The organism is Nocardia sp. NPDC051832 (assembly GCF_040681285.1).
GTDB lineage: Bacteria > Actinomycetota > Actinomycetes > Mycobacteriales > Mycobacteriaceae > Nocardia.
The window spans coordinates 2,052,662-2,075,798 of the sequence record NZ_JBFAYL010000001.1 but is presented as its reverse complement, the minus strand read 5'-3'; the positions used below and the strand labels follow the sequence as shown (position 1 = coordinate 2,075,798).

Genomic DNA, 23,137 nt, shown 5'->3' with positions numbered 1-23,137 from the left:
AGTCAGGCCGGATCGGCCAGTACGACGACGCGGTCGGCTCCGGGATCGAACCCGAGCACCGGGCGGGCGTGCTTGCCGCCGTCGAACTCGGCCGCCATGGTTACGGTCTTCCCGAGATGCCGCCCGACGGTGCTGATGAACTCGCACAGGATGTCGACGCCGCGCTGCCCTTGCAACTCCCGCAGATCCAGGTCGAAATCGATGGTGTCGGCCGCCCACGGCCGAAACACCATCAGCACGTCCGCGACCGGTCGAACCTCCAACGACGGCATCGGGGCGTCCTCCGACCGATCCAGCACCTCGTGCGCGGTGGGCAGCTCAGCAGGCACTTCGTCCTCGCTGTACTCCCACTGCCACCCGCTCGACCGGACCAAGTCGAACAATGCCTGCCAGTCCGCCTCGGAAGTGCCCGGGACCTGCAGATCCGGCAACGCACCCATAGTTTCCGGATCGAAGAAGCTCCGCACGTCATCCCACAACAGATCAGGCATCCAGCCATTCTCCCCGTGCCGTGCCGCAACCACCCCGACGCCCCGCCGATACGGAACCCGGCGGTCTAGGCGATTGCCTTTACCAGTTCCGCGGCAAGCGGGGCCGAGGATGCTGGGTTCTGGCCGGTGTAGAGGTTGCGGTCGACTTCGATGTGCGGGGCGAAGGGGGCGGATTCGCGGAAGTCGGCGCCGAGGGCGACGAGGCGGTCTTGGAGGAGCCAGGGGGCTTTGGGGGCGAAGCCGGCGGCGGATTCTTCGTCGTTGGTGAATCCGGTGAGGCGGTAGCCGGCGAAGGGGGAGGTGCCGTCGGGGTTCTTCGCGGCCACGAGGGCGGCGGGGCCGTGGCAGACGATGGCCAGTGGCTTGCCGGAAGTCAGTGTGGCGGTGAGTAGTTCGCCGGAGGATTGATCGACGGGCAGATCTTCCATCGCGCCGTGACCGCCGGGGTAGTAGACGGCGGCATAGTCGTCGAGGACAGCGTCGGCGATGCGGATGGGCTGCTGGAGTTCGGGGGCCGCGGCGATCGCGGCGGCCACCTGGTCGGCTCGGGCCTGGCCGCCGTTGGAGTCGGCGGTGAGGCTGACCTGGTCGACCGGTGGCACGGTGCCCGCGGGCGTGGCGACCACGATGTCGTGGCCCGCTTCGGTGAGGGCGGTGTAAGGAGCGAGGAACTCCTCGGCCCAGTAGCCGGTGGGGTGGGTGCTGCCGTCGTTGAGGGTCCAGTGATCGGCGCCGGTCAGTACGAACAGGATCTTGGCCATTGCAGCGAGCCTTCCGTCGGAGGTGTTGGTGTCGCGGTATCGACCTTAGGAACCAGAGCGATCGGTCGGCCAATAGACTTTCCGATGTGAGCGATAGGGAAACCGATGGAGCTCTGGATCTGACGCAAGTGCGGACCTTCCTGGCGGTGTACCGCGCGGGAACGGTGACGGCGGGCGCCCGGCTGGCCGGACTGTCCCAGCCCACGGTAACCGCGCAGCTCCAGGCCCTGGAGAAGCGGCTCGGCTATCAACTGTTCGAGCGCCTCCCGCGCGGCGTCGCACCGACCGCTGCGGCCGCCGAGTTGGCCGCCCGGGTCGCGGGACCGCTGGACGCGCTCGAACTCGCGATCGGCCGCCCGGCGCAGGCCGAACCTGCCCCCGAACCCCCGGTCCGGCTGGCCGGGCCAGCGGAAATGCTTGCTACACAGGTACTTCCGGCGCTGGCGCCGCTGATCGCCGCCGACGTCCGGCTCACCGTCACCGCGGGACTCTCCGACGAACTGCTCGCCGGACTACGCGCGGGGCAGTACGACCTGGTGTTGTCCACGGTCCGCCCGCGCGGCCGCACGGTGGTCGCGGAAGCGGTGACCGACGAGGAGTTCGTTCTGGTCGCCGCGCCCGCTGTTGCCGTCCACATCGATCAGGAGCAACTGCGCTCGGAAGGACCCGCGGCTTTGGCCGGGGTGCCGCTGATCAGCTACGCCGCGGATCTCCCGATCCTGCGCCGCTACTGGCGGCACGTCTTCGGCGTCCGGCTGACCGCCGAGCCGGCCGTCATCGTCACCGATCTGCGTGCCATCGCCGCGACGGTAGCCGCGGGCGCCGGAATCAGCGTGCTCCCGCGCTACCTCTGCACCGCGGAACTCGAGACCGGAACACTGATCGCGCTCCTCGACCCCGCCGATCCACCCATCAACACCGGCTTCCTCGTCCGCCGCCCCGGCCCCGCCGCCCCACACGTCGAACAGGTCGCCCAGCGTATCCGCACCGCCGCCCGCGCCTGGTGACAGCGAGGGGTTGGAGGCGCTCAGTGCCTCCGCTCCGCCCCGGTCCCGGTTACCGCTGTCCGTACTGCCTGCGCAAGTAGGTGGCGGTGAAGTCGTCGCCCGGGAGGAAGGCTTCGAGGTGGAGTTCGGCGAGGGTGATGTCGACGGCGGTGGCGAAGGAAGTGATGGTGGTGATGAGCTGGAGTTCGCCTTCGGGGCGGCGGAGGCGGAGGGGGACGGCGAAGCCGAGGTGGTCGGGGCCCGGGTTGGCTTCGGGGAGGTAGCTTTCCAGTTCGGCGATGAATTGGTCGAGGGCCGGGTCGGGGCTGCGGAGGGCGCGGCCGTGCAGGGATTCGGTGACGTGGCGGCCCCACTCGGGGAGGTTGACGACGTGTTTTGCCAGGCCTTCGGGGTGTAGTGCGAGACGCAGCACATTGATCGGGGGTTTCAGCAGATGCGGCGCCGCGGAGCCGGCGAGCAGGTCGAAGGCCGCGTTCGCGACGACCAGGCGGCCGTAGGGGGCGATGACGACGGCGGGATAGGGCAGGTGTCCTTCCAGAATGCGGATCAGCGCTTCCCTGACCGGCGCCAATTCCGGTGTGTCCAAACGTGATTCGGGAAACACCGGGGCGAAACCGGCGGCCAGGAGCAGGTCGTTGCGTTCTCGCAGAGACAGTTCCAGCGATTCGGCCAGGCGCACCACCATGGTGCGGCCGGGGCGGGAGCGGCCCTGTTCCAGGAAGCTGAGGTAGCGCTGGCTGGTCTCGGCGCGGATCGCGAGGTCCAGCTGGCTGACCCGTCGCAGCATGCGCCAATGCTTGAGCTGCCGCGCGAATCCGGTCGCCTCCACAGTGGTCATGGGTTCAGTGATATCCGATCGGATGGTCGCACACCATTCCCTGCGGGGAATCGCGCAGCCGCACCCGCTCCAGCAAGCTCGGTCCCATGAGCGAGCAACTGAACGAGAACGACCTGACCGCTTTCGCCGAGCGCTACGTGGCGATGTGGAACGAACCCGATAAAGAACTGCGGCACAAGCTGATTCACGAACTCTGGGCCGCCGACGGCATGCAGCTGCTGATCGATCCGCCACAGGCGATGCGGGAAGCGCTGGCCGAGCTGGCCTTCCCGATCCCGCCGGTACAGGTGCGCGGGCACGACGCCCTGGAACGCCGTGTCACCCGGGCCTACGAGATGTTCGTCGCCCCGGGCCACCGGTTCGTCGCCCGTGGCCCCGCCGTACCGCTCTCGACCGACCTGATCGGCCTCGGCTGGGACATGGTCGCCGCCGACGGCGCGGTGGTCGGCGCGGGCTACGACGTCATCGCCTTCGACGAGCAGGGCCGGATCCGCCTCGACAGTCAGTACATCGGCTGACCCGCACCCACGATCGGCGCCGGGCCCCGGCGCGAAAGGGATACACCAAATGAACGGCCTTGCCTACCACCTGGATCCGACCCGCGGCAGCCTCCAGACGCGGATCCAGGACCTGCCCGAACCCGGCCCGCACCAGGTCCTCATCAAGGTCCGCGCGGCGTCGTTGAACCGCCGGGACCTGATGCTGCGGGACGGCACCTATCCGCTGCCCGCGACGCCCGGCATCGTCCCGCTCTCCGACGGGGTCGGCGAGGTGATCGCCCTGGGCGAGAAGGTGACTCGCGCCGCGCTCGGCGACCGCGTCACCGCCACCTACTTCGTGCGCTGGGTCGACGGCCCGCAGCGCCTCGCGCACGCGGCGGAACAATACGGCGCGAACTATGACGGCATGCTCGCCACCTACGCACTGCTCGAGCAGGATTCGGTCGTCCACGTCCCCGAACATCTCACCGACGCCGAAGCCGCCACCCTGACCTGCGCGGGCCTGGTCGCCTGGGCCGCACTCACCACGCCGGTCCCGGTGCGGCCCGGCCGGACGGTGCTGACGGTTCCACGCGGGAGAAGGCCGAGCGGCTCCGCGAACTCGGCGCCGACGAGGTGATCGTGCGCACCGAGACCCCGGACTGGGAGCACGAAGTCGCTCGGCTGACCGGTGGCGACGGCGCCGACCACATCATCGACGCCGTCGGCATGCCCACGCTGCCGAAATCCGTTGCCGCCGGGGCCTACAACGCCCAGCTCACCATGATCGGCGCGATGCCGGGCCCGGCGATCACCGAGGGCGACGGCAACCCGTTCGGCAGTTCCTACCTGTCGATCCGCCGCATCGCCGTGGGCAGCCGCACCCACTTCGAAGCCATGAATCGCGCCCTCGCCGAGCACCGTCTGCGCCCGGTCATCGACCGCGCCTACCCTTTCGATCAGGCCGCCGAGGCGTACCGCTATTTCTCGGAAGGCGATCCGTTCGGCAAGGTGGTCATCACGATGTCCTGACCCGCGCTGGCTAAGGTGACGGAATGTCGCAGCGCCTGAACGTCGTTCCCTCGCGATTCGTGATCGAGCATTTCCCGGAGGCGACCTTCCCCGAGGACGACGAGTGGATCGCGCTGGTGCGGGCGCCCGAGGGGCTGACCGTGGTGCGGGACGCGCCGCCCTGGGTGGACGCCGAGAAATGGGCCGGGTTCTACGGCGGCGCGTCCGCGCACGGGCTGGACGTGCCCGGCATGCTGGCGGCCCTCGTCGGCCCGTTGGCGGAGGCGAAGATCTCGGTGTTCGTCGCCTCCACCTATCACGCCGACCTGGTTCTGGTTCCGGAGTCCAAGCTCGAGGCAGCTACCGCTGTGCTCGAGGCCGCGGGACACCGGGTCTCGGCCTGAGGTTCAGGCCTCGAAGGGAACGGTGTTCCCGGCCGCGTCGCGCGCACCGATCCCGGCGGTGATCGCCGCCGCCAGTTCGGCGGCGGTCTGCCACGTCCGCGGCGGCTCGGCGGCGATATTGCCGATGGTGTACCAGGTTTCGTTGCCCCGGTAGCGGACCAAACCCTTTCCGGCAGCGTCGACGGTGACGTCGAGCTCGCCGGAGACGGTGCCTTCCTCCTCGGTCATGACGGCGGCCTCGGCTGAAATCTCGATGATGTCGCTTATTTGAACTCTCCTCGAGAGACACAGTCCGCGACCGCGGTACGCAGAGCGGACTGTTCGGCGGAATCAACGGTCAGTGCGTACTTTATCTTCACTCGCACGTATCGATCGATGTAGGCGCACCGGAAAGTGCCCGGTGGCAAATAATTGGCAATGTCCTGGTCGCCCTTGGAACGATTGGCCGAGGGGTCGGAGGCCTCCAGGTTGACGGCATCGTTGGCGATGCGGCGGCGGGTGTCCTCGTCCTTGGACGCGGCTCCGGAGCGCCACGCTTCGGCCAGCGGCACAATGTGTTCGGCGTCGACGGTCGCCGGGTCGGTCATCCACTTGTACGGCTTGAGCTGACCGGTCTTGGCGTCCATGAAGCCGTACTCGTCGCGCCAGCCGCCGTCCTTGCCGACGGTGATCTTGCAGGTCTTCGCGTCCAGGGTGACCGCGCCGACGGCGTCGCGCAGCATCATCACCTCGCGGGTGGTGCATTTGGCGTACTGGGTGAACTCCGCGCCGAATCCGTGCTCGGCCTTGTTGGTGTCCCAGTGCGGGAACTTCTCCCGGTCGTAACCGCTCATCGAGGCTTCCTTGGCGACCGGCAGCTGTTCCGCCATCGCGGTGATCTCCGCGGCCGAACCGACCGGACTACCAGCGGCATTGGGTGGCGGCGGTGACACCTTCGTCGTCGAACCGCACCCGCTGACCAGTGCCAGCGCAACACAGAGCCCGGCCGCACGGCCGAGCAGAGACAGCCGTGGGGCCGTGACCTTCATCAGTTCTTCCTAACGCCCGCAATCTTGAACGGCGTCAAGGTAACTCGCCGCTACCGCGGTGAAAGGCAATGCCGCGTATGAGGTTAGGCACAGCTGGTGACGCACGTCACTCCTGATGCTGTCACAGTCGCCGGAAATCCTGTGTCGAACCAGGTGTTCAACCTGCCGGGAAATCCCGCTCTAAAACCCGAAGCTGCCGGTGGACGGCTTTCCGATGACGTCGACCTCGATCACCTCGGTGTTCGCGGCGGACCCGCCCTGCCCGGTCGGCCGTTCGGGTGCGCAGGCGCCGGCCACGCGCATCTTGCCGGCGGGGAGTTGTCCGTTGCCGAGCGAGGTCTGCACCATCCGGTGATCGAGCGCGAAGGAGGTGGGGTTGTTGCCGCCGAAGATCTCGCCGGTGTCGGCGTTGAAGATCCAGCAGAAGCCGATGTCGTTGGGGTTGTGGAACTTCACCGACACGGTGCCCGGAACGGAGAAGACCTCCTCGATCACCGGCGGCGCGATCGAGGGAACTGCGGTTGCGGTGGCGCCGGAGGCGAGTACGCCGGCCACCGCGGGCAGGGCGAGCAGGGCGATGCGGGAGAGCTGTCGATTGGTCACCCCGGGATCCTGCCATGGGGCCGATGCGTCGGCGTAGCCCGAAAGTCAGGGGAGAGCAAGGTTTTTCGGGCTCAGTGGGCGGGCAGCGCCGGGGGCGCGGTGAGTAGCGCACCGCTGAACAGGCCCTGGAAGGTCTTCGCCACCACCACGCCCCAGGCGCCGATCAGCAGCGCGTACAGCGCGACCGCGGTTCCGGCGAACAGGTAGGCGTTGGTGTGGGCGTAGAGCACGCTGCTGCCGGTGATGCAGGTGCCCAGGGGGAAGGTGAAGCCCCACCAGGTCAGGTTGAACTGGAGTTCACCGGCGCGATAGGTGCGGTAGGTGACCGCGACGGCCAGCGCCAGCCACAGCATGGCGAAGCCCCAGGTGACGACGCCGAAGATGACCGAGAAGACCATGAGGCCCTGGTCGTAGAGCTCGGGCAGCGAACCGTGCGCGGCGTTGGCGATCAGGCCGGACGCGGTCACCGACTGGCCGAGGGGACCGAGCACGATCCACAGGGTCGGCACCATGCCGCCCTTGGAGACGCCGAAATGCACCAGCCGCGACCAGATCATGGTGATGGTGACCATCGCGGCGATCAGCGACAGGCCGAACATGGCGACACAGGCGATGATCATGGTCAGGCGCGCCTGGCCGGCGGGGGCATGCGGGACCAGTAGGGCGCCCATCGCGGCGGAGACCATCGGGGGCACGACCGGCATCAGCCAGCCACCGAAAGCGGCGTCCTTGTCGATCTGGTGCCGGGTGAACATCCGGTAAGGGATGGCGAAGGCGGTGAGCAGGCCCAGCACGGTGCCCGCCGACCACAGCACCCAGTCGATCGCGACGGCGGCGCTCAGGCCGACAACGTCTTTGCCGAGCAGTAGCGTGCCCGCGCCGACGGTCATCAGCGCCATCGGCGGAGCGCCGAAGAACTGGGACATAACCGGATTGTGCCGGTGGGCGCGCGCGTTGTCCGGGAAGCGGATCAGGTGCACCGCGTAGGCGATGGTCAGCCCGATCAGGAACAGGGCGGCGATGCCCCAGACGACGATCGCCGCGTCCCGCAGGCCCGGGAACTGCCAGGGCAGGGTGGCCGCGGCGTTGGCGACGATGCCGGTGCCCATCACGGCCGCGAACCAGTTCGGTCCGAGGTGGCGCAGGGAGTCGCGGTCCAGCTCGCCGAGCAGGCGCCGCGAGCCGAGCGGGCGCGAGGTCGTGGTGGCGGTCATGAATCCAGCATCGCGCCCGAGCGCCGGGTCCAGTAGCCGCCGCATAGCTATGGATGCATAGAGTGGGTCTATGCCTTTGTCGCCGCGAGTACCGGATCTGGCCGCGCTGGATCTGCTGCTGTCGGTCATCGAGCTGGGCAGCCTCGGTCGCGCGGCACAGGCGCACGGGATCAGCCAGCCCTCGGCGTCCTCGCGCATCCGGTATCTGGAGAAGCTGGTCGGGACGCCGGTGCTGGAGCGGACGACGCTCGGTTCGGTCCCGACGCCGGCCGGCGGGCTGATCGCGGAGTGGGCCCGGCGGGTCGTGGACGCGGCCGAACAGCTGGACGCCGGGATCGACACGTTGCGGGCCGAGCGGAGTTCGCGGCTGCGTGTCGCGGCCAGTCAGACCGTCGCCGAGTACCTGTTCCCGGGCTGGCTGATGACCATGCGCACGATCGCGCCCGAGGTCACCATCGCGCTCGAAGCGGGCAACTCCGTCGAGGTCGCCCAGGCGGTGCTCGACGGCAAGGCCGGAATCGGCTTCATCGAGACCCCGCAGATCTTCCGCGGCTTGCACAGCCACGAGGTGGCGCGCGACGAACTGGTGGTCGTCGTCGCGCCGCAACACAAGTGGGCCCGGCGCGGCACGGTGACGGCGGCCGAACTGGCCGCCGCCCCGCTGATTCAGCGCGAGATCGGCTCCGGCAGCCGCACGCTCTTCGAAAAGGTTGTCGCGCAAGCGGTTCCGGGCTGGCAGCCGAACATCGCGCTGGAGCTGTCCTCCACCACCGCGATCAAGACCTCGGTAGCCGCCGGCGTCGGTGTCTCGGTACTGAGTTCCCTCGCCGTCGCCTCCGATATCGCCGCCGGCCACCTGATCGCCCCCACCGTGACCGACCTGGACCTGAGCCGCAGCCTGCGCGCGGTCTGGCCGACCGGCCAGCGGCTCACCGGCCCCGCCCGCGACCTGTACTCGATTGCCCTGAAGACGTCCTCATAGCTCAGCTCTATGGGTCCATTGATACGTTGCCGCTACCAAAGGCTCTGTGCCGAGTGGACCGTGGACCTATGTACACCTTCCTCTTCCTTTTGGTCCTGCTCTGCGCGGTCGCGGCCGTGCGTGAGCTTCCGGCTCGCTACACCTTGTCGCTGAGCGTGGTGACCCTGGCGCTCGCGGTACTGGCATTCCTGCCGCATGTGGTCGGCCGCGAGTTCGGGATCGCCCTGTGATGCCTGCGCTGTCCCACCGCCTCGGCCTGTGGTTCGCCAATCTCTATGTGATCGGCATGTGCGGCACCATCGGCGGCGCGATGTTCTTCCAGTTCGGCCTGGGCGAGTACCCCTGCCCGATGTGCTTGCTGCAACGAGTCTTCTTCCTGCTCAGCGCACTCGGGCCCGCCTGGATCGTGCAGCAGTCGCGGCGGGGCACGGTAACCACCAAGGATTACGCCACCGGTTTCGGCTGGGCCGTCATGACCGCCCTGCTCGGCAGCCTCGTCTCGGGGGCGCAGACCTTGATGCACATCGTGCCGCCGGACCCCGGATACGCGGGCGCGCTGCTCGGATTGCACCTCTATACCTGGGCTTTCATCACCTTCTTCGCCGCGGCGTTCGCCGGTGGAGCGGCACTGTTCCTCGGCGCCGGCCGCGAGATCGCCGAACCCTCGGCTGCACAGCGCAGGGCGGGCACTCTCACCATGTACCTCCTGCTGGCGGTCATCGCGTCCAACTTCATCGCCTGCTTCTTTCTGCAAGGTCTGCACTGGAACATGTCCGGCGATCCCACCGGCTATGTGTTCTTCGGCGACCTCGGTCTGTGAGACCAGCGGATCAGGAGATGTTCTTCAGGAACGAGACGGCGTTCGCGCTGCCGGCCACCACTACGTCGAGCTTGCCGTCGCGGTCGAAGTCGGCGGCGACCGGGGTTTGCGGCTGCGAGGTCACGCCGAATTCGCCGGCCTTGGCGATGGTGCCGTCGCCTTTTCCGCTGAACACCACCATCTTCGAATTGATCACCGCCGACATGGCGGCGTCCAGTTTGCCGTCGCGGTCGAAGTCACCGACCGCGATGCTGGTCGGGCCGAGGCCGGACAGCGCGACCCGGTCGGTCTTGGAGAACCCGCCCTGGCCATTGGAAGTCAGCAGCGTCGTGCTGAACGAGAAGGAGTCGGCGGTGATCACGTCGTCGATGCCGTCGCCGTTGAAGTCGCCCGCGCGCACGTCCTCGGTGATCAGGCCCGAGGTGCTGGCGCCGCGTAACTCGAAGCTGCCGTCGCCCTTGCCGGTGAACACATGCGCCTGTTGCAGCACAGTGTTGTTCACTGCCAGGTCGACGCGGTTGTCGTTGTTGAACTTGCCCAGGGTGAACGCGGTGGGGACGCCGGGAATGATGCTGGACGGGCCGGATTCGAGGTTGCCGTCGCCCTTGCCGAACCAGGTCTTGACCCCGGCGGGCACCAGGCTGAGCACGTCGGCCTTGCCGTCGCCGTTGGTGTCGGCGACCGCGACTTCCTGCTGGGCCCCTTCGAGTGTCACGACCTTCTTCGCGGGTGCGAAGGTGCCGTCGCCGTTGTTGAGGAAGGTGGCCACGAAGGTCCAGGCCTGCGCCACCACGTCGGGCGCGCCGTCACCGTTCAGATCGCCGGCTGCCACCGCGCCGTAGCCGTTGCCGACATTGCCGACGCGGGTGCCGGGATTGAAGCGGCCGTCCCCCTTGCCGGTCATGAGAATCGGTCCGGCGCCCTGGAAGTCGGCCGCGACGATGTCGAGGATGTCGTCGCCGTTGAAGTCCGCGCCGACGGTGCCGGTCGGGGACGGGCCCGGTCCCCAGGACGGGAACGATCCGCCGGAGGGCGAGTCCACCTTCGCGGCGAAGGTGATCGGTCCGGCGTGGGCGGCGCCCGCGGCGAACAGGCAGAACGCGGCGGAGGCGGCGGCGACGGCGAGGGGAGTGGTGCGCATGAGAACTTCCTGACGGGCGGGTAACTTCGATACCTGGGCCCGGACAATATGGCGCACGTCACGCGAAGGTCTTGGTATTCAACGGAATTCGTTCAGGTGCCCAGCGCGGCCGGGCACTGTGCCCAGTGTCATCGCCGGGCCTCGCTGCGGCCGATGCGGGATGACGGAAAGCGTTTGCTGTGTAAGGGTCAGGCAACTGAATGGCAAACTGAAATCGGCTTCCGGAAACCTTCTCGCGAATACCACGCGCCCCCCGATCTGCGCCACTGGATGACTTCTTTGCCTGTTTCTACTTTCGTGGAGCTGGGCGGAAGTTCGAGGCGAATTCGCTGCTATCCAGCATGTATGTGGCCCTCATCGCATCGGCTCGCACTGCGTGATGTGGTGCACGAATAACTCTCGAAGTATGCGAACCGGTGAGTAAGTGACCATCGTCACAAGGGCGCGATTTTGTTGTGACCTAGAGTACCTATTAGCTTGCTTGAGGTGGCGATGACGCCGGATTCGGAGAGATACCTGATGAACTTCGACATGACCCGTGCCCCCGGCGTGGGGCACGGAACTCGCGTATGACCTCGGATACCCGCGCAGCTTTGGAACAGCTGGAACTCCTGCGGCAAGAGAAACGCCGCGAATCCCCGGCCCAGGTCGTCCGCAAGAATTTCTCCGACACCGTGGTGTCGTCGCTGCGCACCTTCGGCCGCGCGGTGGGCATGGCCGAGGAATCGGTGACCGGCGCGGCCGGCGACATCGTGCGCGGCAAATTCCAGTGGCGCGAGGCCATCCTGCAGGCCTGGCGACTGATCACGGTCACCACGATTCCGGCCATCCTGATCGCGATCCCGTTCGGCGTGATCGTCTCCATTCAGGTTGGCAATCTGATCCACACCCTGGGCGCGGACTCGCTGCTCGGCGCGACCGGCGGCCTCGGCGTCATCAAGCAGGGCGCCCCGATGGCCACCGGCTTCCTGCTGGGCGGCGCGGGCGCCGCGGCGATCGCCGCCGACCTGGGCGCGCGCACCATCCGCGAGGAGATCGACGCGCTGCACACCATGGGCATCAGCCCGATCCACCGGCTGGTGATCCCCCGGATGGCGGCGATGCTGATCGTCGCGCCGCTGCTCAACATCCTCATCATCTTCGTCGGCGTGCTCGCCGGCTACGCGGTCGCGATCGCGGGCCAGGGCGTCACCCCGGGCAGCTACTGGGCCACCTTCGGCTCTTTCACCACCACCGCCGACGTATGGGTCTCGCTGCTCAAAGCGCTGATCTTCGGCTTCCTCGTGGTGATCATCGCCTGCCAGCGCGGGCTGGAGGCCAAGGGCGGACCGCGCGGCGTTGCCGACGCGGTGAACGCCGCGGTGGTCCTGTCGGTGGTCTCCATCGTCATCGTGAACCTGGCGATGACGCAGGTCACCGCGATGTTCCTACCCACGAAGCTGGCATAGATGACGACCTCCGCCTACACCCCCAAGGGGTTTCGCTGGGTCCGCCGCTACTTCCGGCGCGGCAGCCGGATCATGCGCGCCACCGACATGCTCGGCTTCATCGCCGTGTTCGTCTGGCAGGTGCTCTCGGCGATCCCGCTGACGCTCAAGCGCTACCGCGGCGAAACCATGCGCGCCATCACCGATATGACCTGGGGCCGGGGCTCCATCGTGGTCGGCGGCGGCACGGTGCCGATGATGATCGTGCTCGGCCTGGTGATGGGCGCCTCGGTGGCCGTCGAGTCGTTCGCGACGCTGGACATGCTCGGCATGGGCCCGGTGACGGGCGTCGTCTCGGCCTACGCCACCACCCGCGAGCTGGCCCCGATCGCCGCCGCGGTCGGCTTCGCCGCGCAGGCGGGCTGCCGGATCACCGCCGAGATCGGTTCCATGCGCATCTCCGAGGAGATCGATGCGATCGAGTCGCTGGGCCTGCGCTCGGTGCCGTTCGTGGTGACCACCCGGGTGATCGCGGGCGCGCTGGCCATCGTGCCGACCTTCCTGATCGCGCTGATCCTGTCCTACGGCGCCTGCCGCGGGCTGATCACGCTGGTGCACGGGCAGTCCGCGGGCGTCTACGACCATTACTTCTTCCAGTTCGTCTCCGGTTTCGACGTCATCGCCGCGGTGATCAAGGTGGCGATCTTCGGCACCGTGGTGATCCTGGTGCACAGCTATTACGGCTTTTTCGCCAGCGGCGGTCCCGAAGGTGTGGGTATCGCGTCCGGGCGGGCGGTGCGGGCCAGTTTCGTCTCGATCATCGCCATCGACATGGTGCTGTCCATCGTGCTGTGGGGTTTCAACGCGGCGATCAGTTTTACGGGGTGAGTGGTGCCTGAATACGGTTTGCCCGGCGTCGCCGCGGATAAGAAGAAGGCCCGCACGGTCGGGTTGACGATCGTCGCGATTATCGCGGTGCTGGCCTTGGCGACCTCGCTGTACCGGAATCTGCGCACCGAGGACGGCCTGCGGATCGCGTTGCACACCGAGCAGGTCGGCGACGGCCTGAGCGCCGGCACTCAGGTGCGTCTGGACGGCGTGCAGGTGGGCAAGGTCGAGGAGATCGCACCGGACGCCAACGGCACGCAGCGAATCATGTTGCGGCTGGACGGTTCCCGGCTGCACGGCGTCGACGACAGCCTGCGCGTGGACTACGCCCCGGCCAACCTGTTCGGCATCAGCGAGCTCGAATTGTTGCGCGGGGCAGGCGGTTCGCCGTTGCGGGCGGGCAGCGTCATCGATCTGACCGGGCCGCGTTCGGATCGCGTCTACGACGCCACCATGGGTTCGATCCTGCGCAGCCTGTCCCAGGTCGGCGCGGCCGTGCTGACCCCGCAGCTGGCCACCGTCATCGCGCAGGTGTCGGCGGACTTCCAGGCCATGACACCGCTGGTGCAGGCGCTGATCTCGGTGTCGAAGATCATCGCCGACAACCAGAACATGCCCAGCTCGGAGCTGCTCGGCAAGCTCGGCCCCGCCTTCGACGGCGGCGGCAAGTTCGCGGGCGCGACCATCCAGATCCTCGATCAGATCCACGACATCCGGATCATCCAGACCGACAAGGATCGCTACGACGTGGGCGTCGCGGCGCTGACCGGCAAGATCCTGCCCGGCCTGTCGACCACGGTGACGGCCGCGGGTGCGCAGCTGGCCGAGGCCACCGACATGCTCGCCCCGATCCTGACCGTGCTGGCGCAGACCGTGCCGCGGCCGCAGCAGTCGGCGGCGGAACTGCGGTTGCTGCTGGAGCGGTTGCGCGCGGCCATGCCCGAGACGCCGGACGGTCCCGTACTGAACCTGAAGGTCGATCTACAGAACGTGCCCGGCATCGCCGTGCCGCTGTTCGGGCAGGGAGGTCTGAAATGACCGTACGCGCAGCGGCCTGGCGGCTGGCGCTGTTCGCGGGCGTGATGGTGGTGGTGCTGGCCCTCGTGCTGACCGCGATCAAGCGTCCGGTCGACGGCGATACCCACGCACACGACGCGCTGTTCACCGACGCCAACGGCCTCAAGGTCGGTGACGACGTGCGCATGTACGGCGTGCAGGTGGGCAAGGTGGAGCGCGTCTCGCTCGACGGGGTGAAGGCGAGAGTTCATCTGACGGTGCGGGATTCGACGCCGGTCTACGACAACTCGGTGCTGGCGATCCGCTATCAGAACCTCACCGGGCAGCGCTACATCGACCTGCAGCAGCAGCCCAATCCCGGTCTGCGCCTGGCCGACGACGCGACCATCGGCACCGACATGACGCTCCCGTCCTTCGACGTGACCAGCTTGTTCAACGGTTTGAAGCCGGTGCTGGCGACCATGTCGCCGGAGTCGGTCAACAAGTTCACCGAGAACATGCTCGCGGTGCTGCAGGGTGACGGCAACGGGCTCGGGCCCGCGCTGGAGTCCATCGCCGAGCTCAGCAAATACGTCGGTGATCGGCAGCAGGTGATCGGCACGCTGGTCAAGAACATGTCCGATATCTCCGACCGGGTCGGCGGGCGGGTGCACTACCTGGTGCCGCTGCTGGCGCGACTCACCGACATCTTCGTCTCGCTACAGGAGAACATCGGCGGCCTGGCGCAATTCGCGATGACCGCGCCCTCGGTGCTGGGTCCGGTGGACCGGCTGCTGAGCACGCTCGGCCTGGACCAGGACGGCGCCGCCGACCTGGACGCGCTGATCCGCCGGTTGTTCCCGGATCCGCAGCAGGCGGTCGAGGTGTTCGGCAAGCTGCCCGGCCTGCTCACCGCGGTGGACAACGCGCTGCCGCACACGGTCGCGGGCTGGAAACCGCAGTGCGGCAAGGGCGCCGCGGAGGTTCCGGCGCCGCTGCAGGTGCTCATCGCCGGACAGAAGGTGGCGGTATGCCAAGCATGATCTCCCGCCTGTTCGGCGGCGACCGGAAGGTACTCGACGACACCGCGAAGCGGCGCCGCGAGGTACGCCTGGGCATCCTCGGCGTGGCGCTGCTGGTGGTCGGCGTCGTCGCGGCCGGCGCGCTGTACGTGGTGCCGTTCGGCAAGACCACCTACACCGCGGAACTGTCCGAGGCGCAGTCGGTGAAGACCGGCGACGACGTGCGCCTGGCCGGCATCTCGGTGGGCTCGGTGACCGCGCTGGAACTGCGGCCGGACAAGGTCGTCATGAAGTTCACCGTCGACAACGAGGTGTTCGTCGGCGACCAGAGCTCGCTGGACGTGCGGATGCTGACGGTGGTCGGCGGGCATTACGTCGCGCTGTTCCCGGCGGGGGACAAGCCGCTGGGCGGCAACGCGATTCCCGCGGATCGGGTGCGCCTGCCCTACAGCCTGGTACAGACCTTCCAGGACGCGACCACGCCGCTGAGCAAGATCGACGGCAACACGCTGCGGGAAAACCTTGCGACGCTGAACAAGTCGGTGGACAACGCGCCGGAAGCGTTGCGCACCACCCTCGATACCGTCGGCGGCTACATCGACGCCATCGACCGGCAGCGCACTCAGGTATCCAACGCGATCTCCGTCGCCAGCGAGTACGTGCGGATGTACGACGGCGCCAAGAGCGACCTGCGGCGGCTGATGGAGAACGCGATCCAGCTGGAGAACGTGCTGATCGACAAGCGCGCCGAGATGCGCGAGGCGGTGGCGCTGTTCACCAGCGTCGTGCAGCGGCTCGCACTGCTCGAGCCGACCTGGGACGCCACCTTGAAGCCCAAGGCGCAGCAGCTCGCCGACGCGCTGCCGCGGATGGCGGACATGGGTGATCGGCTCGACCCGATGATCGCCTCCGCGCACGCGTTGACCGCGAAGCTGAAGGAGCTGTCGATCCCCGAGGGCGGGATCGTGGTCGACCAGTCCGGCGAGACCGTGCCGGCGCCCGCCGGCGTGTGTGTGCCGCTACCCGGGAAGGAGTGCTGATGCTGAACCGGGTACTCGGCAGCCAGGCGTTCATGTCGATCGCCGGCGCCGTCGTCATCGGGGTGCTCGCGATCGCCGGCTACTTCGTCGCCTTCGATCCGCTGCACAAGACGCAGAGCTATTGCGCGATCATGCCGGACAGCATCGGGCTGTATCCGGGCAACCAGGTGACCATGCGCGGCATCACCGTCGGCACGGTCACCGCCGTGCGCAACCAGGGCGCCGCCGTGCGGGTCGACTTCGAGGTCGACGCCGATCATCCGGTGCGTGCCGACGCCGGAGCCACCACGGTCTCCGACACCGTCGTCGCGGATCGTGAACTGGCGGTGCTGGCCCTGGGCAAGGACACCCAGCGCTGGGACGGCGGCCAGTGCATCACCAAGACGCTGACCCCGAAGAGCCTCACCCAAACCCTCACGGCGCTGGCGCAATTGTCCGATCAGATCGTGGGACCCGATCCGGCGCAACCGAATTCGATCGCCGACGGCCTGTCCTCGCTGGACCGCGCCACCGCGGGCACTGGCCCGCAGATCAACGAACTGATCAAGAAGCTGGGCTCCGCGCTGAAGACGCCGGACGCCGACATCGCCAATCTCGCGGGCATTTTCGACGCGTTCGCCTCGGTGTCGGTGAAGGTGCAGCAGCATTGGGGTGACCTGCAGACGATGCTGACCCGGCTCGGGCCCGCGCTGCACCAGGCCAACACCGAACTGCTCGGTCCCGGCACCGACCTGTTCGACGGGCTGCGGCAGCTGCTGCCGATGCTCAACGACATCACCACCATGTTCGGCGGGCAGATCGGCGCGTTGCTCGACCAGAGCATCCCGTTGATCAAACTGCTGCGCGCCAATGTCGGCTCGCTGCGCGACATCGTGCTGACCACGCCGGTGGTCGCCTCGGCGTTCCAGAGTGTGCTGGACCCGCGGACCGGAGCGGCCGGAATCAGCTACGCGCCACCGAAGGTCGCGATACCGGAGCAGAACGCGGAGCAGGTCTGCGCCGCGCTCAACGCTCTCACGCCCGGGCGCTGCGCCGGCGCGGCCGACGGCATGATGCAGGTTTCCTTGACGCAGCTGGTGCTGGGATCGGTTGGTGCGCGGTGAGAACGGTGACTCTGCGGATTCCGGATCGGAAAGTAGTGCGGCGCACCGCACTCGCGCTGGCGCTGGCGGCCTCGCTCGCGGTCGGCGGCTGCGGGTTCGACCCGTCCTCGGTGCCGGTGCCCGGCACCTCGGTGTCCGGGCCGACCTACCGGCTGCAGATCCAGTTCGCGAATGTGCTGAATCTGCCTGCGCGGGCGAAGGTTATCGCCAACGGTGCGCAGGTCGGCACGGTCGACAAGGTCACCGTGGTGCCGGCCGACAAGGCCCCCGCCGGCCGCGGCGGTTACGTGGTGGTCGACGCCGACATCTCGAAGTCGGTGCGGCTGCCCTCGAGCACCCTCGCCGAGCTGCGGCAGAACACCGTGCTCGGTGACATCCACATCGCCTTGACCACGCCCCCGGACGGTTTCGGCGAGCTCCTGGGCTCCGAGGCCGTCATCGATCTGGCGCACAGCCGCCCGCCGGTGCAGCTCGAGGACACCATGGCCGCCATGGCGTTCTTCGTGCAGGGCGGCGCCATCGGTCAGTTGCAGGACATCATCAATCGGTTCAATTCCGTGCTGCCGCAGGACCCGCGGGAGACTGCGCGGATCTCCCAGGTGATGGGCGCCGACGCCGCCGACCTGGCCGCGAACCTTGACGAGGTCGACAAGGCGCTGGCCGGCCTGAGCACCAATGCCCAGGTGCTGCACGACATCCGGCCCGAACTCGACAACATCCTCAGCGCCGAGTCGGTGCAGCGGGTGAACGCGGCCACGCAGTCGATCGACGGCGTCACCAAGATCTTCGGCGCGCTCGGCCCGGTCGGTGATTCGCTGGTGTGGCTGGCGCCGCTGGCGCGGTCCGGCGACGCCGCGGCCCGTGCCCTCGTGCCGCTGGCCACCGGCGGTCCGCTCGATCTGCGGTCGCCCTCGAACCTGGCCATGCTCGTCGCGTTCTTGCGGGACAAGGTGATTCCGTTCGCCGAACGCGGACCCAAGGTGAATATCACCGGGGTGCAGGTGAATTCGCAGGCCACCGACGCCGAACAGGTGGACCGGATGGTGCAGGCGCTGCGGATGATCGGAGCTGTGCGATGAAGATCAAGCCGGGTTCGCTGGCCTCGCTGGCCGGCATCGCCACCATCCTCGTGCTCGGCGCGGCCTACCTCACCTTCGGTGTGGTGCGCTACGACCCGTTCGCCGACTACACCAATGCCTCGATGGTGCTGAAGAATTCGGGCGGCCTCGGCGTCGGCTCGCCGATCCTGCTCACCGGCATTCCGGTCGGCAAGGTGACCTCGGTCGACAGCACCGCCGCCGGTGTCGAGGTCGGGTTCCGGGTCGACGGCGCGCAACGGCTGCCCACCGACAGTGTGGTCACCATCGAGCATCTCTCCGCGCTCGGCGAGCCGTACGTGCAGTTCGTCCCCAAGCGGGACGGCGGACCGTACCTGCGCGACGGGCAGCGCTTGGACACCGCCGACGTGCGCACGCCGCTGTCCATCGCCGAGGTGGCGCGGATGGTCACCAAGACCATGAACCAGCTCGACCCCGGTGTGGTCGATTCGCTGGTACAGACCATGAGCAAGTCGCTGACCGGCACCGAAGCGGTCATGCCGGAGCTGGCGCGTTCCGGTGACCTGCTGGCCTCCACCATCATGACCCGCTCGCCCAAGATCGCCGAGCTGCTGAACAGCTTCCAATTCGCGGCCAAGGACATCGATTGGGCGAATCCGGCGCTGTCGGACGCGGCGCCGAATTTCGTGGAATTCGGGAAGGTGCTCGATGGGCTGGTCGAGGCGGTGGGCCGGTTGGTCGCGAGCGGAAATGCCCCGGACATGTATCTCGAGGGCAATGGCCTGGTGCCGTTCCTGGAGCAGATCACCCAGTGGCTCAACGAGGTCGGCCCGGAATTGAAGTCGCTGATTCCCGGACTGCGACCGCTCGCCGACGCGGTCACCTCGAGTGCGCCGGCCATCGATCTGAGCACGCTGATTTCGCAGGCGTTGCAGGGCACCGACGACGACTCGGTCAAGCTGCGGGTCGCCGTCAAGTAAGCCCGGCTTCTGACGACGCGGCCGTCACCGAGATTTCAGCTAATAATTAGACAACTCAATTGCGCAGCTTTGAACTGCGAAAATATAGCGTGTTAAAGGTTGCTGAGATTCCAGCAAACTTCCGGTAGCCTCCCTGGGGATCAGCTATTCGTGACGGTGTTCCCTGTTTCCACAGTGAAGGCGGTGCGATGGTGGAGTCCGAAGGCGACCCCGGACCGAGAGACGACCGGCGCGATAACACTCGCGTGCTGTCGATCGCGGCCGCGCTGGCGGCCGGTGCCGCCGTGGTCGTCTCTGTCGCCATGACGATGCGCTCGGAGGACCCCGCGGAGAACGCCGCGCGGCCCGCGCAGATCTCCACCGCCTACTCCGCCACCCCCGTTCCCGGCTCGCCGACCGTCGCGCCGCCTCCGGCCCCGCCGTTCCCCGCCCGCCAGATCGGCGACGACTGCTCGGCCGGTGGTGTGCAAGCCCGCTGGGAAATGCAGAACGGCAACTGGAACTGCACCGCCCAGAAACGTGGACCGAACGGAAAGCCGGTGGGGGAGGACTGCTCCCAGCGTGGCGTCGCCAAACGCTGGCGTTTCCTGCCCGACGGCAGCTTCGCCTGCACCCCGCCGCTCCCGGCCGAACCGGCCAACGGGGTGCCGGCCGCGCCGCCGCCACCCGCTCCGGTCCCCGGTCCGCCGCCGCCCCCGCCGGAACCGGTGGCGCCGGAACCTGTCCCCGAACCGCAGTACATCCCGGAATACGCACCGCCGCCGCCTCCGCCGCCCGAACCGGCCTACGAGGCGCCGGTCGAGCCGCCACCGCCGCCGCCGCCGCCGATGTTCCCGCTAGAGCTACCTCCCCTACCCTTCCTTCCCCCGCCGAGGTGACCGGACGCATGGCAGACCTATCGAGTGAACCCCGGAGCGCGCTCCGGCAGGTCCTCATCGCACTGCTGCTTTTCCTACTATGGCGGGCGGGGCGCCTGTGCCACGCCCCGCCGCCGCCGTTGCCCGACCCCGCCGCCCGGCTGCCTCGCCGCACCAGCGCCCACCCCTGGCAGCACCGCTTGCACGCACCGCACGCGGACCTCGACGACCTGCGACCGCCCGCGCCGACCCGGGCCTGCCGCCACATCCCGCGCTGAGCCGCGCATCGGTCACCCCGCGCGGGACGCGAACACGCTGACTGACGGTGACGCCTGGACTCGGTCCCGAAAATAGGTGGACGCGGCTGGGATCGTTGAAGGGTGATCTATGTTCCGGAGTTCTGCGTATGGCGGCTGGTCCGAATGGCGGGTGACCCGGGCCTCCTGGCCTCCTGGGCAGCCCGTTGAACCCGATGTGGTGGCGTCGCTTCTCGGCCAAGAAGCCCGAACGCCGCATTACCCGCCCGGCCCCCACCCCGTGGGGCAACCACCTCCGCCCCAACCCCACCGCCACCCGACCACCCAACCGGCCGGCTACCCGCTACATTCGCCGCCGTTGGTGACGAACTCCTGCCATTCCGGTGCGTCCCTCAATGGTGGGCGGGAGATGTGCGACATCGGCGGGCAAATGCGGCGGCGACCGGCCGCCAGTCGATAGCGTGATGCTATGGCGGCTGATCGCGACGGCTGGATGCGGATCCCTGAGCTGGATGCGGTGCGGGGGTTCGCGGTGGGTGGGGCGGTGATCGCGCAGACGTGGCAGGTGACCGGGGTGCCGGGCACGATCGCGCCCGGGGTGTGGGATCCGATGCGGCGGCTGCTGGGGGTGCTGGCGGAAGGGTGTTTCCTGCCGATTTTCGCTGTGCTGTTCGGGCTGACCTTCGCCATGGTCGCCGACACCGCCGCCGCGCGTGGGGAGCGAGCGTGGCTGGTCTCGGCGCGCCGGGTCGCGGCGCTGGGGGTACTCGGATTGCTGCACCAGCTGTTTCAGCCGGGCGAGGCGCTGTTGCCCTATGCGCTGGTGGGATTGGTGGTGCTGCTGCCGGCCGCTGCGCTGCCGCGGTGGGGCGTGCTGCTGGTCGGACTCGCGGCCACGGTCGGGGCGGCGTTGACGCTCGGCGATGGATTCGGGCTTGTTCCTGGGCTTTTCCTGCTCGGGATGGCGGGGGCGCGGTACGGAGTCGTCGAATCGCTGCGCGCGCGACCGTGGTTGGTGGCGCTGGTGTTCGCGCTGGCCTTGCCCGCGGCGGTGCTGGCGGGGGAGTGGGAGTTCCGGACGCCTTACCTCGACATGGCCAGCTCGGCGCCCGCCGTCGCGGGTGTCCTCGGCGGGCTGGTCTACGCGACGGGCCTGCTTCTGCTGCTGCGCACCGGTTTCGGCGCGCCGGTCGGCGAGGTGCTGCGCCCGATGGGCCGGATGGCACTGAGCAACTATCTCGGTGCGACGGTCCTGATCCTGGCGGCCGACGCCCTGCTGCGGCTTTCGGACGCGAACAGCTATGGGGCGCTGCTGCTGCTGGCCATGGTGATCATCGTGACCCAGGCGGTCGTCAGCACCGTGTGGTTGCGGTGGCTGCGCTACGGGCCGGTGGAGTGGCTGTGGCGATGCGTGACCTGGTGGGAGTGGGTGCCGGTCTGGCAGCGTCCGCCGCGCTCGGCGAGCCTGGGCCTGCCGCACCTCGGTTAGCGCTGGTCAAGCCAGCCGGACCGGCAGGGTGAGGGGGCCCCGGTGCCGGAAACCGGAGCGCCACGGGATTTCCGACGGCTCGGTGCGCACCGTGGCCGCGGGCCAGCGCGTGCAGACGTGATCGAGGGTCGCCGCGGCGATGGTGCGGAGCAGAGCGGTGCCGAGGCAGGAGTGCGGTCCATGGCCCAGGCTCAGGTGCGGGTTGCGTTTGCGGCCCAGGTCCAGGGTGCCGGGTGCGTCGAACTCGGCCGGGTCGTGGTTGGCCGCGGCCAGGCAGAACAGTACGGTTTGACCGGCCCGGATGGTGTAATCGCCCACGTGCAGGTCGGTGCCGGCGAAGCGCGGAGTCGCCAGCACCTGCGGGGACAGATAGCGCAGCAATTCGTCGACGGCGCGCATGGGTGCGGTGCGCAGCAGGGGGATCTGCTCGGGGTGGGTGAGCAGGGTGAGCAGCGCGCCCGCCACCAGGTCGGCCAGCACCTCGTACCAGACGAACAGCAGATAGAAGAGCACACCCTGTAATTCGCCGGCGCTCAGTGCGCCTTGCTGGTGGGCGGCGACGAGCCGCCCGAGCACGGTGTCGGTGTCACGAGTGCGCTCGATCGTGCCGGTGACGATCGAACCCATCGCCCGCAAGGTCTCGCGCGCTTGCCGCAGCGGCTGACCGGCCGCGGGCAGCAGCGTCGAATTCGCCCATGCCAGCAGTGCTTCGCGGTCCGGGCCGGCCAGGCCGAGGAGTTCGCCGAGCACCGCGGCGGGCAGCGGGACGGCGAGCCGTTCGACCAGATCGACGGTGTCCGCCGAATCCAGGTCTTTCAGCAGCGATTCGAGCAGCTGCGGTGCGCGCCCGGCCCATTCGTCCAGGCCGCGCGGCGACAGTTCCGCGGTGATCACCCGCCGGAGCCGGGCGTGCTGCTCGGGTTCGCTGTCGAAGAGGACGCCGAAGGCCGGCGGCACCGCGAATCCGCGATAATCCCGCGCGCCCGCGTATTCGGTGCTGGTGGCCAGCCGCCGGTCGAGCAGGCCCGCCCGCACGTCGGCGTACCCCGTGACCAGCCAGGCCGGGGGGCCGTCGGGTGTGCGCACCCGATGCACGCCGCCCGTACGGCGCAGCCGATCCAGCACCGGCCATGGATCCGCCGCGAACCCGCTGTCGAAGATCTCCAGCACCATGCCCCCATTCCCGTTGTCTGCCAATAGGTCTCGCCCCCGACCGGTGCGCACCAAACTACCCCGCCCGC

The 23,137-nt window shown here is 68.4% G+C and carries 28 protein-coding genes; 19 read left to right on the top strand and 9 right to left on the bottom strand.

What is annotated here, in order from left to right; translation table 11 throughout:
- Positions 1-2: 2 nt before the first annotated feature.
- Positions 3-491: a hypothetical protein gene (locus AB0M14_RS09300; protein WP_364990965.1), complete on the bottom strand. Its 489-nt coding sequence runs from the start codon at positions 489-491 to the stop codon at positions 3-5.
- A gap of 65 nt (positions 492-556) precedes the next feature.
- Positions 557-1,252 (bottom strand): type 1 glutamine amidotransferase domain-containing protein, encoded by a 696-nt coding sequence (locus AB0M14_RS09295; protein ID WP_364990963.1) that lies wholly within the window; start codon positions 1,250-1,252, stop codon positions 557-559.
- Between the two features lie 86 nt (positions 1,253-1,338).
- Here AB0M14_RS09295 and AB0M14_RS09290 point away from each other — a divergent pair, with 86 nt between their 5' ends.
- On the top strand, positions 1,339-2,259 hold the full coding sequence (locus AB0M14_RS09290; RefSeq protein ID WP_364990961.1) for a LysR family transcriptional regulator: 921 nt from the start codon (positions 1,339-1,341) through the stop codon (positions 2,257-2,259).
- Positions 2,260-2,308: 49 nt separating this feature from the next.
- On the opposite strand, the gene AB0M14_RS09285 is transcribed toward AB0M14_RS09290, so the two are convergent.
- A complete protein-coding gene (locus AB0M14_RS09285; RefSeq protein WP_364990959.1) occupies positions 2,309-3,097 on the bottom strand; it encodes a helix-turn-helix transcriptional regulator in 789 nt (262 codons plus the stop codon).
- Positions 3,098-3,183: 86 nt separating this feature from the next.
- Between AB0M14_RS09285 and AB0M14_RS09280 the strand changes: the two genes are divergently transcribed.
- Genes AB0M14_RS09280 through AB0M14_RS09265 form a run of 4 tightly spaced genes read left to right on the top strand, consistent with a single transcriptional unit; the run spans position 3,184 to position 4,991 of the window.
- On the top strand, positions 3,184-3,615 hold the full coding sequence (locus tag AB0M14_RS09280; protein ID WP_364990956.1) for a hypothetical protein: 432 nt from the start codon (positions 3,184-3,186) through the stop codon (positions 3,613-3,615).
- Between the two features lie 49 nt (positions 3,616-3,664).
- Positions 3,665-4,216 carry an alcohol dehydrogenase catalytic domain-containing protein gene (locus AB0M14_RS09275; RefSeq protein WP_364990953.1) on the top strand — a complete coding sequence of 184 codons (552 nt, stop codon included), beginning with the start codon at positions 3,665-3,667 and terminating at the stop codon, positions 4,214-4,216.
- A 2-nt stretch (positions 4,217-4,218) separates the two neighbouring features.
- Positions 4,219-4,608, top strand: coding sequence for a zinc-binding dehydrogenase (locus AB0M14_RS09270; RefSeq protein WP_364990951.1), 390 nt, complete (start codon positions 4,219-4,221; stop codon positions 4,606-4,608).
- Positions 4,609-4,631: 23 nt separating this feature from the next.
- Complete coding sequence (locus AB0M14_RS09265) at positions 4,632-4,991, top strand: ACT domain-containing protein (protein WP_364990949.1); 360 nt, start codon at positions 4,632-4,634, stop codon at positions 4,989-4,991.
- Between the two features lie 3 nt (positions 4,992-4,994).
- Here the strand turns inward: AB0M14_RS09265 and AB0M14_RS09260 are convergent, their stop codons facing one another.
- The 4 genes from AB0M14_RS09260 to AB0M14_RS09245 form a co-directional block, all read right to left on the bottom strand.
- Positions 4,995-5,219: a hypothetical protein gene (locus AB0M14_RS09260; RefSeq protein ID WP_364990946.1), complete on the bottom strand. Its 225-nt coding sequence runs from the start codon at positions 5,217-5,219 to the stop codon at positions 4,995-4,997.
- A 35-nt stretch (positions 5,220-5,254) separates the two neighbouring features.
- Positions 5,255-6,019, bottom strand: coding sequence for an HNH endonuclease family protein (locus AB0M14_RS09255; RefSeq protein ID WP_364990942.1), 765 nt, complete (start codon positions 6,017-6,019; stop codon positions 5,255-5,257).
- 180 nt (positions 6,020-6,199) lie between these two features.
- Complete coding sequence (locus AB0M14_RS09250; protein WP_364990939.1) at positions 6,200-6,622, bottom strand: hypothetical protein; 423 nt, start codon at positions 6,620-6,622, stop codon at positions 6,200-6,202.
- Between the two features lie 71 nt (positions 6,623-6,693).
- Positions 6,694-7,836: a TDT family transporter gene (locus AB0M14_RS09245; RefSeq protein WP_364990937.1), complete on the bottom strand. Its 1,143-nt coding sequence runs from the start codon at positions 7,834-7,836 to the stop codon at positions 6,694-6,696.
- 70 nt (positions 7,837-7,906) lie between these two features.
- Between AB0M14_RS09245 and AB0M14_RS09240 the strand changes: the two genes are divergently transcribed.
- From AB0M14_RS09240 to AB0M14_RS09230, 3 genes are all read left to right on the top strand, one after another.
- Positions 7,907-8,818 (top strand): LysR family transcriptional regulator, encoded by a 912-nt coding sequence (locus AB0M14_RS09240; protein ID WP_364990934.1) that lies wholly within the window; start codon positions 7,907-7,909, stop codon positions 8,816-8,818.
- A 68-nt stretch (positions 8,819-8,886) separates the two neighbouring features.
- Entirely contained in the window at positions 8,887-9,048 is a 162-nt protein-coding gene (locus AB0M14_RS09235) for a hypothetical protein (RefSeq protein WP_364990932.1), read from the top strand.
- Positions 9,048-9,638 carry a disulfide bond formation protein B gene (locus tag AB0M14_RS09230; protein WP_364990929.1) on the top strand — a complete coding sequence of 197 codons (591 nt, stop codon included), beginning with the start codon at positions 9,048-9,050 and terminating at the stop codon, positions 9,636-9,638. The genes AB0M14_RS09235 and AB0M14_RS09230 overlap by 1 nt, the downstream gene beginning before the upstream one ends.
- 10 nt (positions 9,639-9,648) lie before the next feature.
- On the opposite strand, the gene AB0M14_RS09225 is transcribed toward AB0M14_RS09230, so the two are convergent.
- Positions 9,649-10,779, bottom strand: a complete 1,131-nt coding sequence (locus AB0M14_RS09225) for a VCBS repeat-containing protein (protein ID WP_364990926.1) — start codon at positions 10,777-10,779, stop codon at positions 9,649-9,651.
- Between the two features lie 569 nt (positions 10,780-11,348).
- On the opposite strand from AB0M14_RS09225, the gene AB0M14_RS09220 reads away from it, so the two are divergent.
- The 11 genes from AB0M14_RS09220 (at position 11,349) to AB0M14_RS09170 (ending at position 21,896) form a co-directional block, all read left to right on the top strand.
- Positions 11,349-12,227, top strand: coding sequence for an ABC transporter permease (locus tag AB0M14_RS09220; protein WP_364990923.1), 879 nt, complete (start codon positions 11,349-11,351; stop codon positions 12,225-12,227).
- A complete protein-coding gene (locus AB0M14_RS09215; RefSeq protein WP_364990921.1) occupies positions 12,228-13,094 on the top strand; it encodes an ABC transporter permease in 867 nt (288 codons plus the stop codon). It begins immediately after the preceding gene.
- A 3-nt stretch (positions 13,095-13,097) separates the two neighbouring features.
- Positions 13,098-14,132, top strand: coding sequence for an MlaD family protein (locus AB0M14_RS09210; RefSeq protein ID WP_364990919.1), 1,035 nt, complete (start codon positions 13,098-13,100; stop codon positions 14,130-14,132).
- Entirely contained in the window at positions 14,129-15,133 is a 1,005-nt protein-coding gene (locus AB0M14_RS09205) for an MCE family protein (RefSeq protein WP_364990916.1), read from the top strand. Before AB0M14_RS09210 ends, AB0M14_RS09205 begins: the two co-directional genes overlap by 4 nt.
- A complete protein-coding gene (locus AB0M14_RS09200; protein WP_364990913.1) occupies positions 15,121-16,152 on the top strand; it encodes an MlaD family protein in 1,032 nt (343 codons plus the stop codon). Before AB0M14_RS09205 ends, AB0M14_RS09200 begins: the two co-directional genes overlap by 13 nt.
- Positions 16,152-17,255, top strand: a complete 1,104-nt coding sequence (locus AB0M14_RS09195) for an MlaD family protein (RefSeq protein WP_364990910.1) — start codon at positions 16,152-16,154, stop codon at positions 17,253-17,255. The genes AB0M14_RS09200 and AB0M14_RS09195 overlap by 1 nt, the downstream gene beginning before the upstream one ends.
- On the top strand, positions 17,252-18,334 hold the full coding sequence (locus tag AB0M14_RS09190) for an MlaD family protein (protein WP_364990907.1): 1,083 nt from the start codon (positions 17,252-17,254) through the stop codon (positions 18,332-18,334). The genes AB0M14_RS09195 and AB0M14_RS09190 overlap by 4 nt, the downstream gene beginning before the upstream one ends.
- Positions 18,331-19,293 carry an MlaD family protein gene (locus AB0M14_RS09185; protein WP_364990905.1) on the top strand — a complete coding sequence of 321 codons (963 nt, stop codon included), beginning with the start codon at positions 18,331-18,333 and terminating at the stop codon, positions 19,291-19,293. The genes AB0M14_RS09190 and AB0M14_RS09185 overlap by 4 nt, the downstream gene beginning before the upstream one ends.
- Before the next feature lie 188 nt (positions 19,294-19,481).
- Positions 19,482-20,171 (top strand): hypothetical protein, encoded by a 690-nt coding sequence (locus AB0M14_RS09180; protein WP_364990902.1) that lies wholly within the window; start codon positions 19,482-19,484, stop codon positions 20,169-20,171.
- Between the two features lie 8 nt (positions 20,172-20,179).
- Positions 20,180-20,428: a hypothetical protein gene (locus AB0M14_RS09175; protein WP_364990900.1), complete on the top strand. Its 249-nt coding sequence runs from the start codon at positions 20,180-20,182 to the stop codon at positions 20,426-20,428.
- A gap of 448 nt (positions 20,429-20,876) precedes the next feature.
- Positions 20,877-21,896 (top strand): DUF418 domain-containing protein, encoded by a 1,020-nt coding sequence (locus tag AB0M14_RS09170; RefSeq protein WP_364990897.1) that lies wholly within the window; start codon positions 20,877-20,879, stop codon positions 21,894-21,896.
- A 6-nt stretch (positions 21,897-21,902) separates the two neighbouring features.
- Here AB0M14_RS09170 and AB0M14_RS09165 read toward each other — a convergent pair whose 3' ends face one another.
- Positions 21,903-23,069: a cytochrome P450 gene (locus tag AB0M14_RS09165; RefSeq protein ID WP_364990894.1), complete on the bottom strand. Its 1,167-nt coding sequence runs from the start codon at positions 23,067-23,069 to the stop codon at positions 21,903-21,905.
- Positions 23,070-23,137 lie beyond the last annotated feature (68 nt).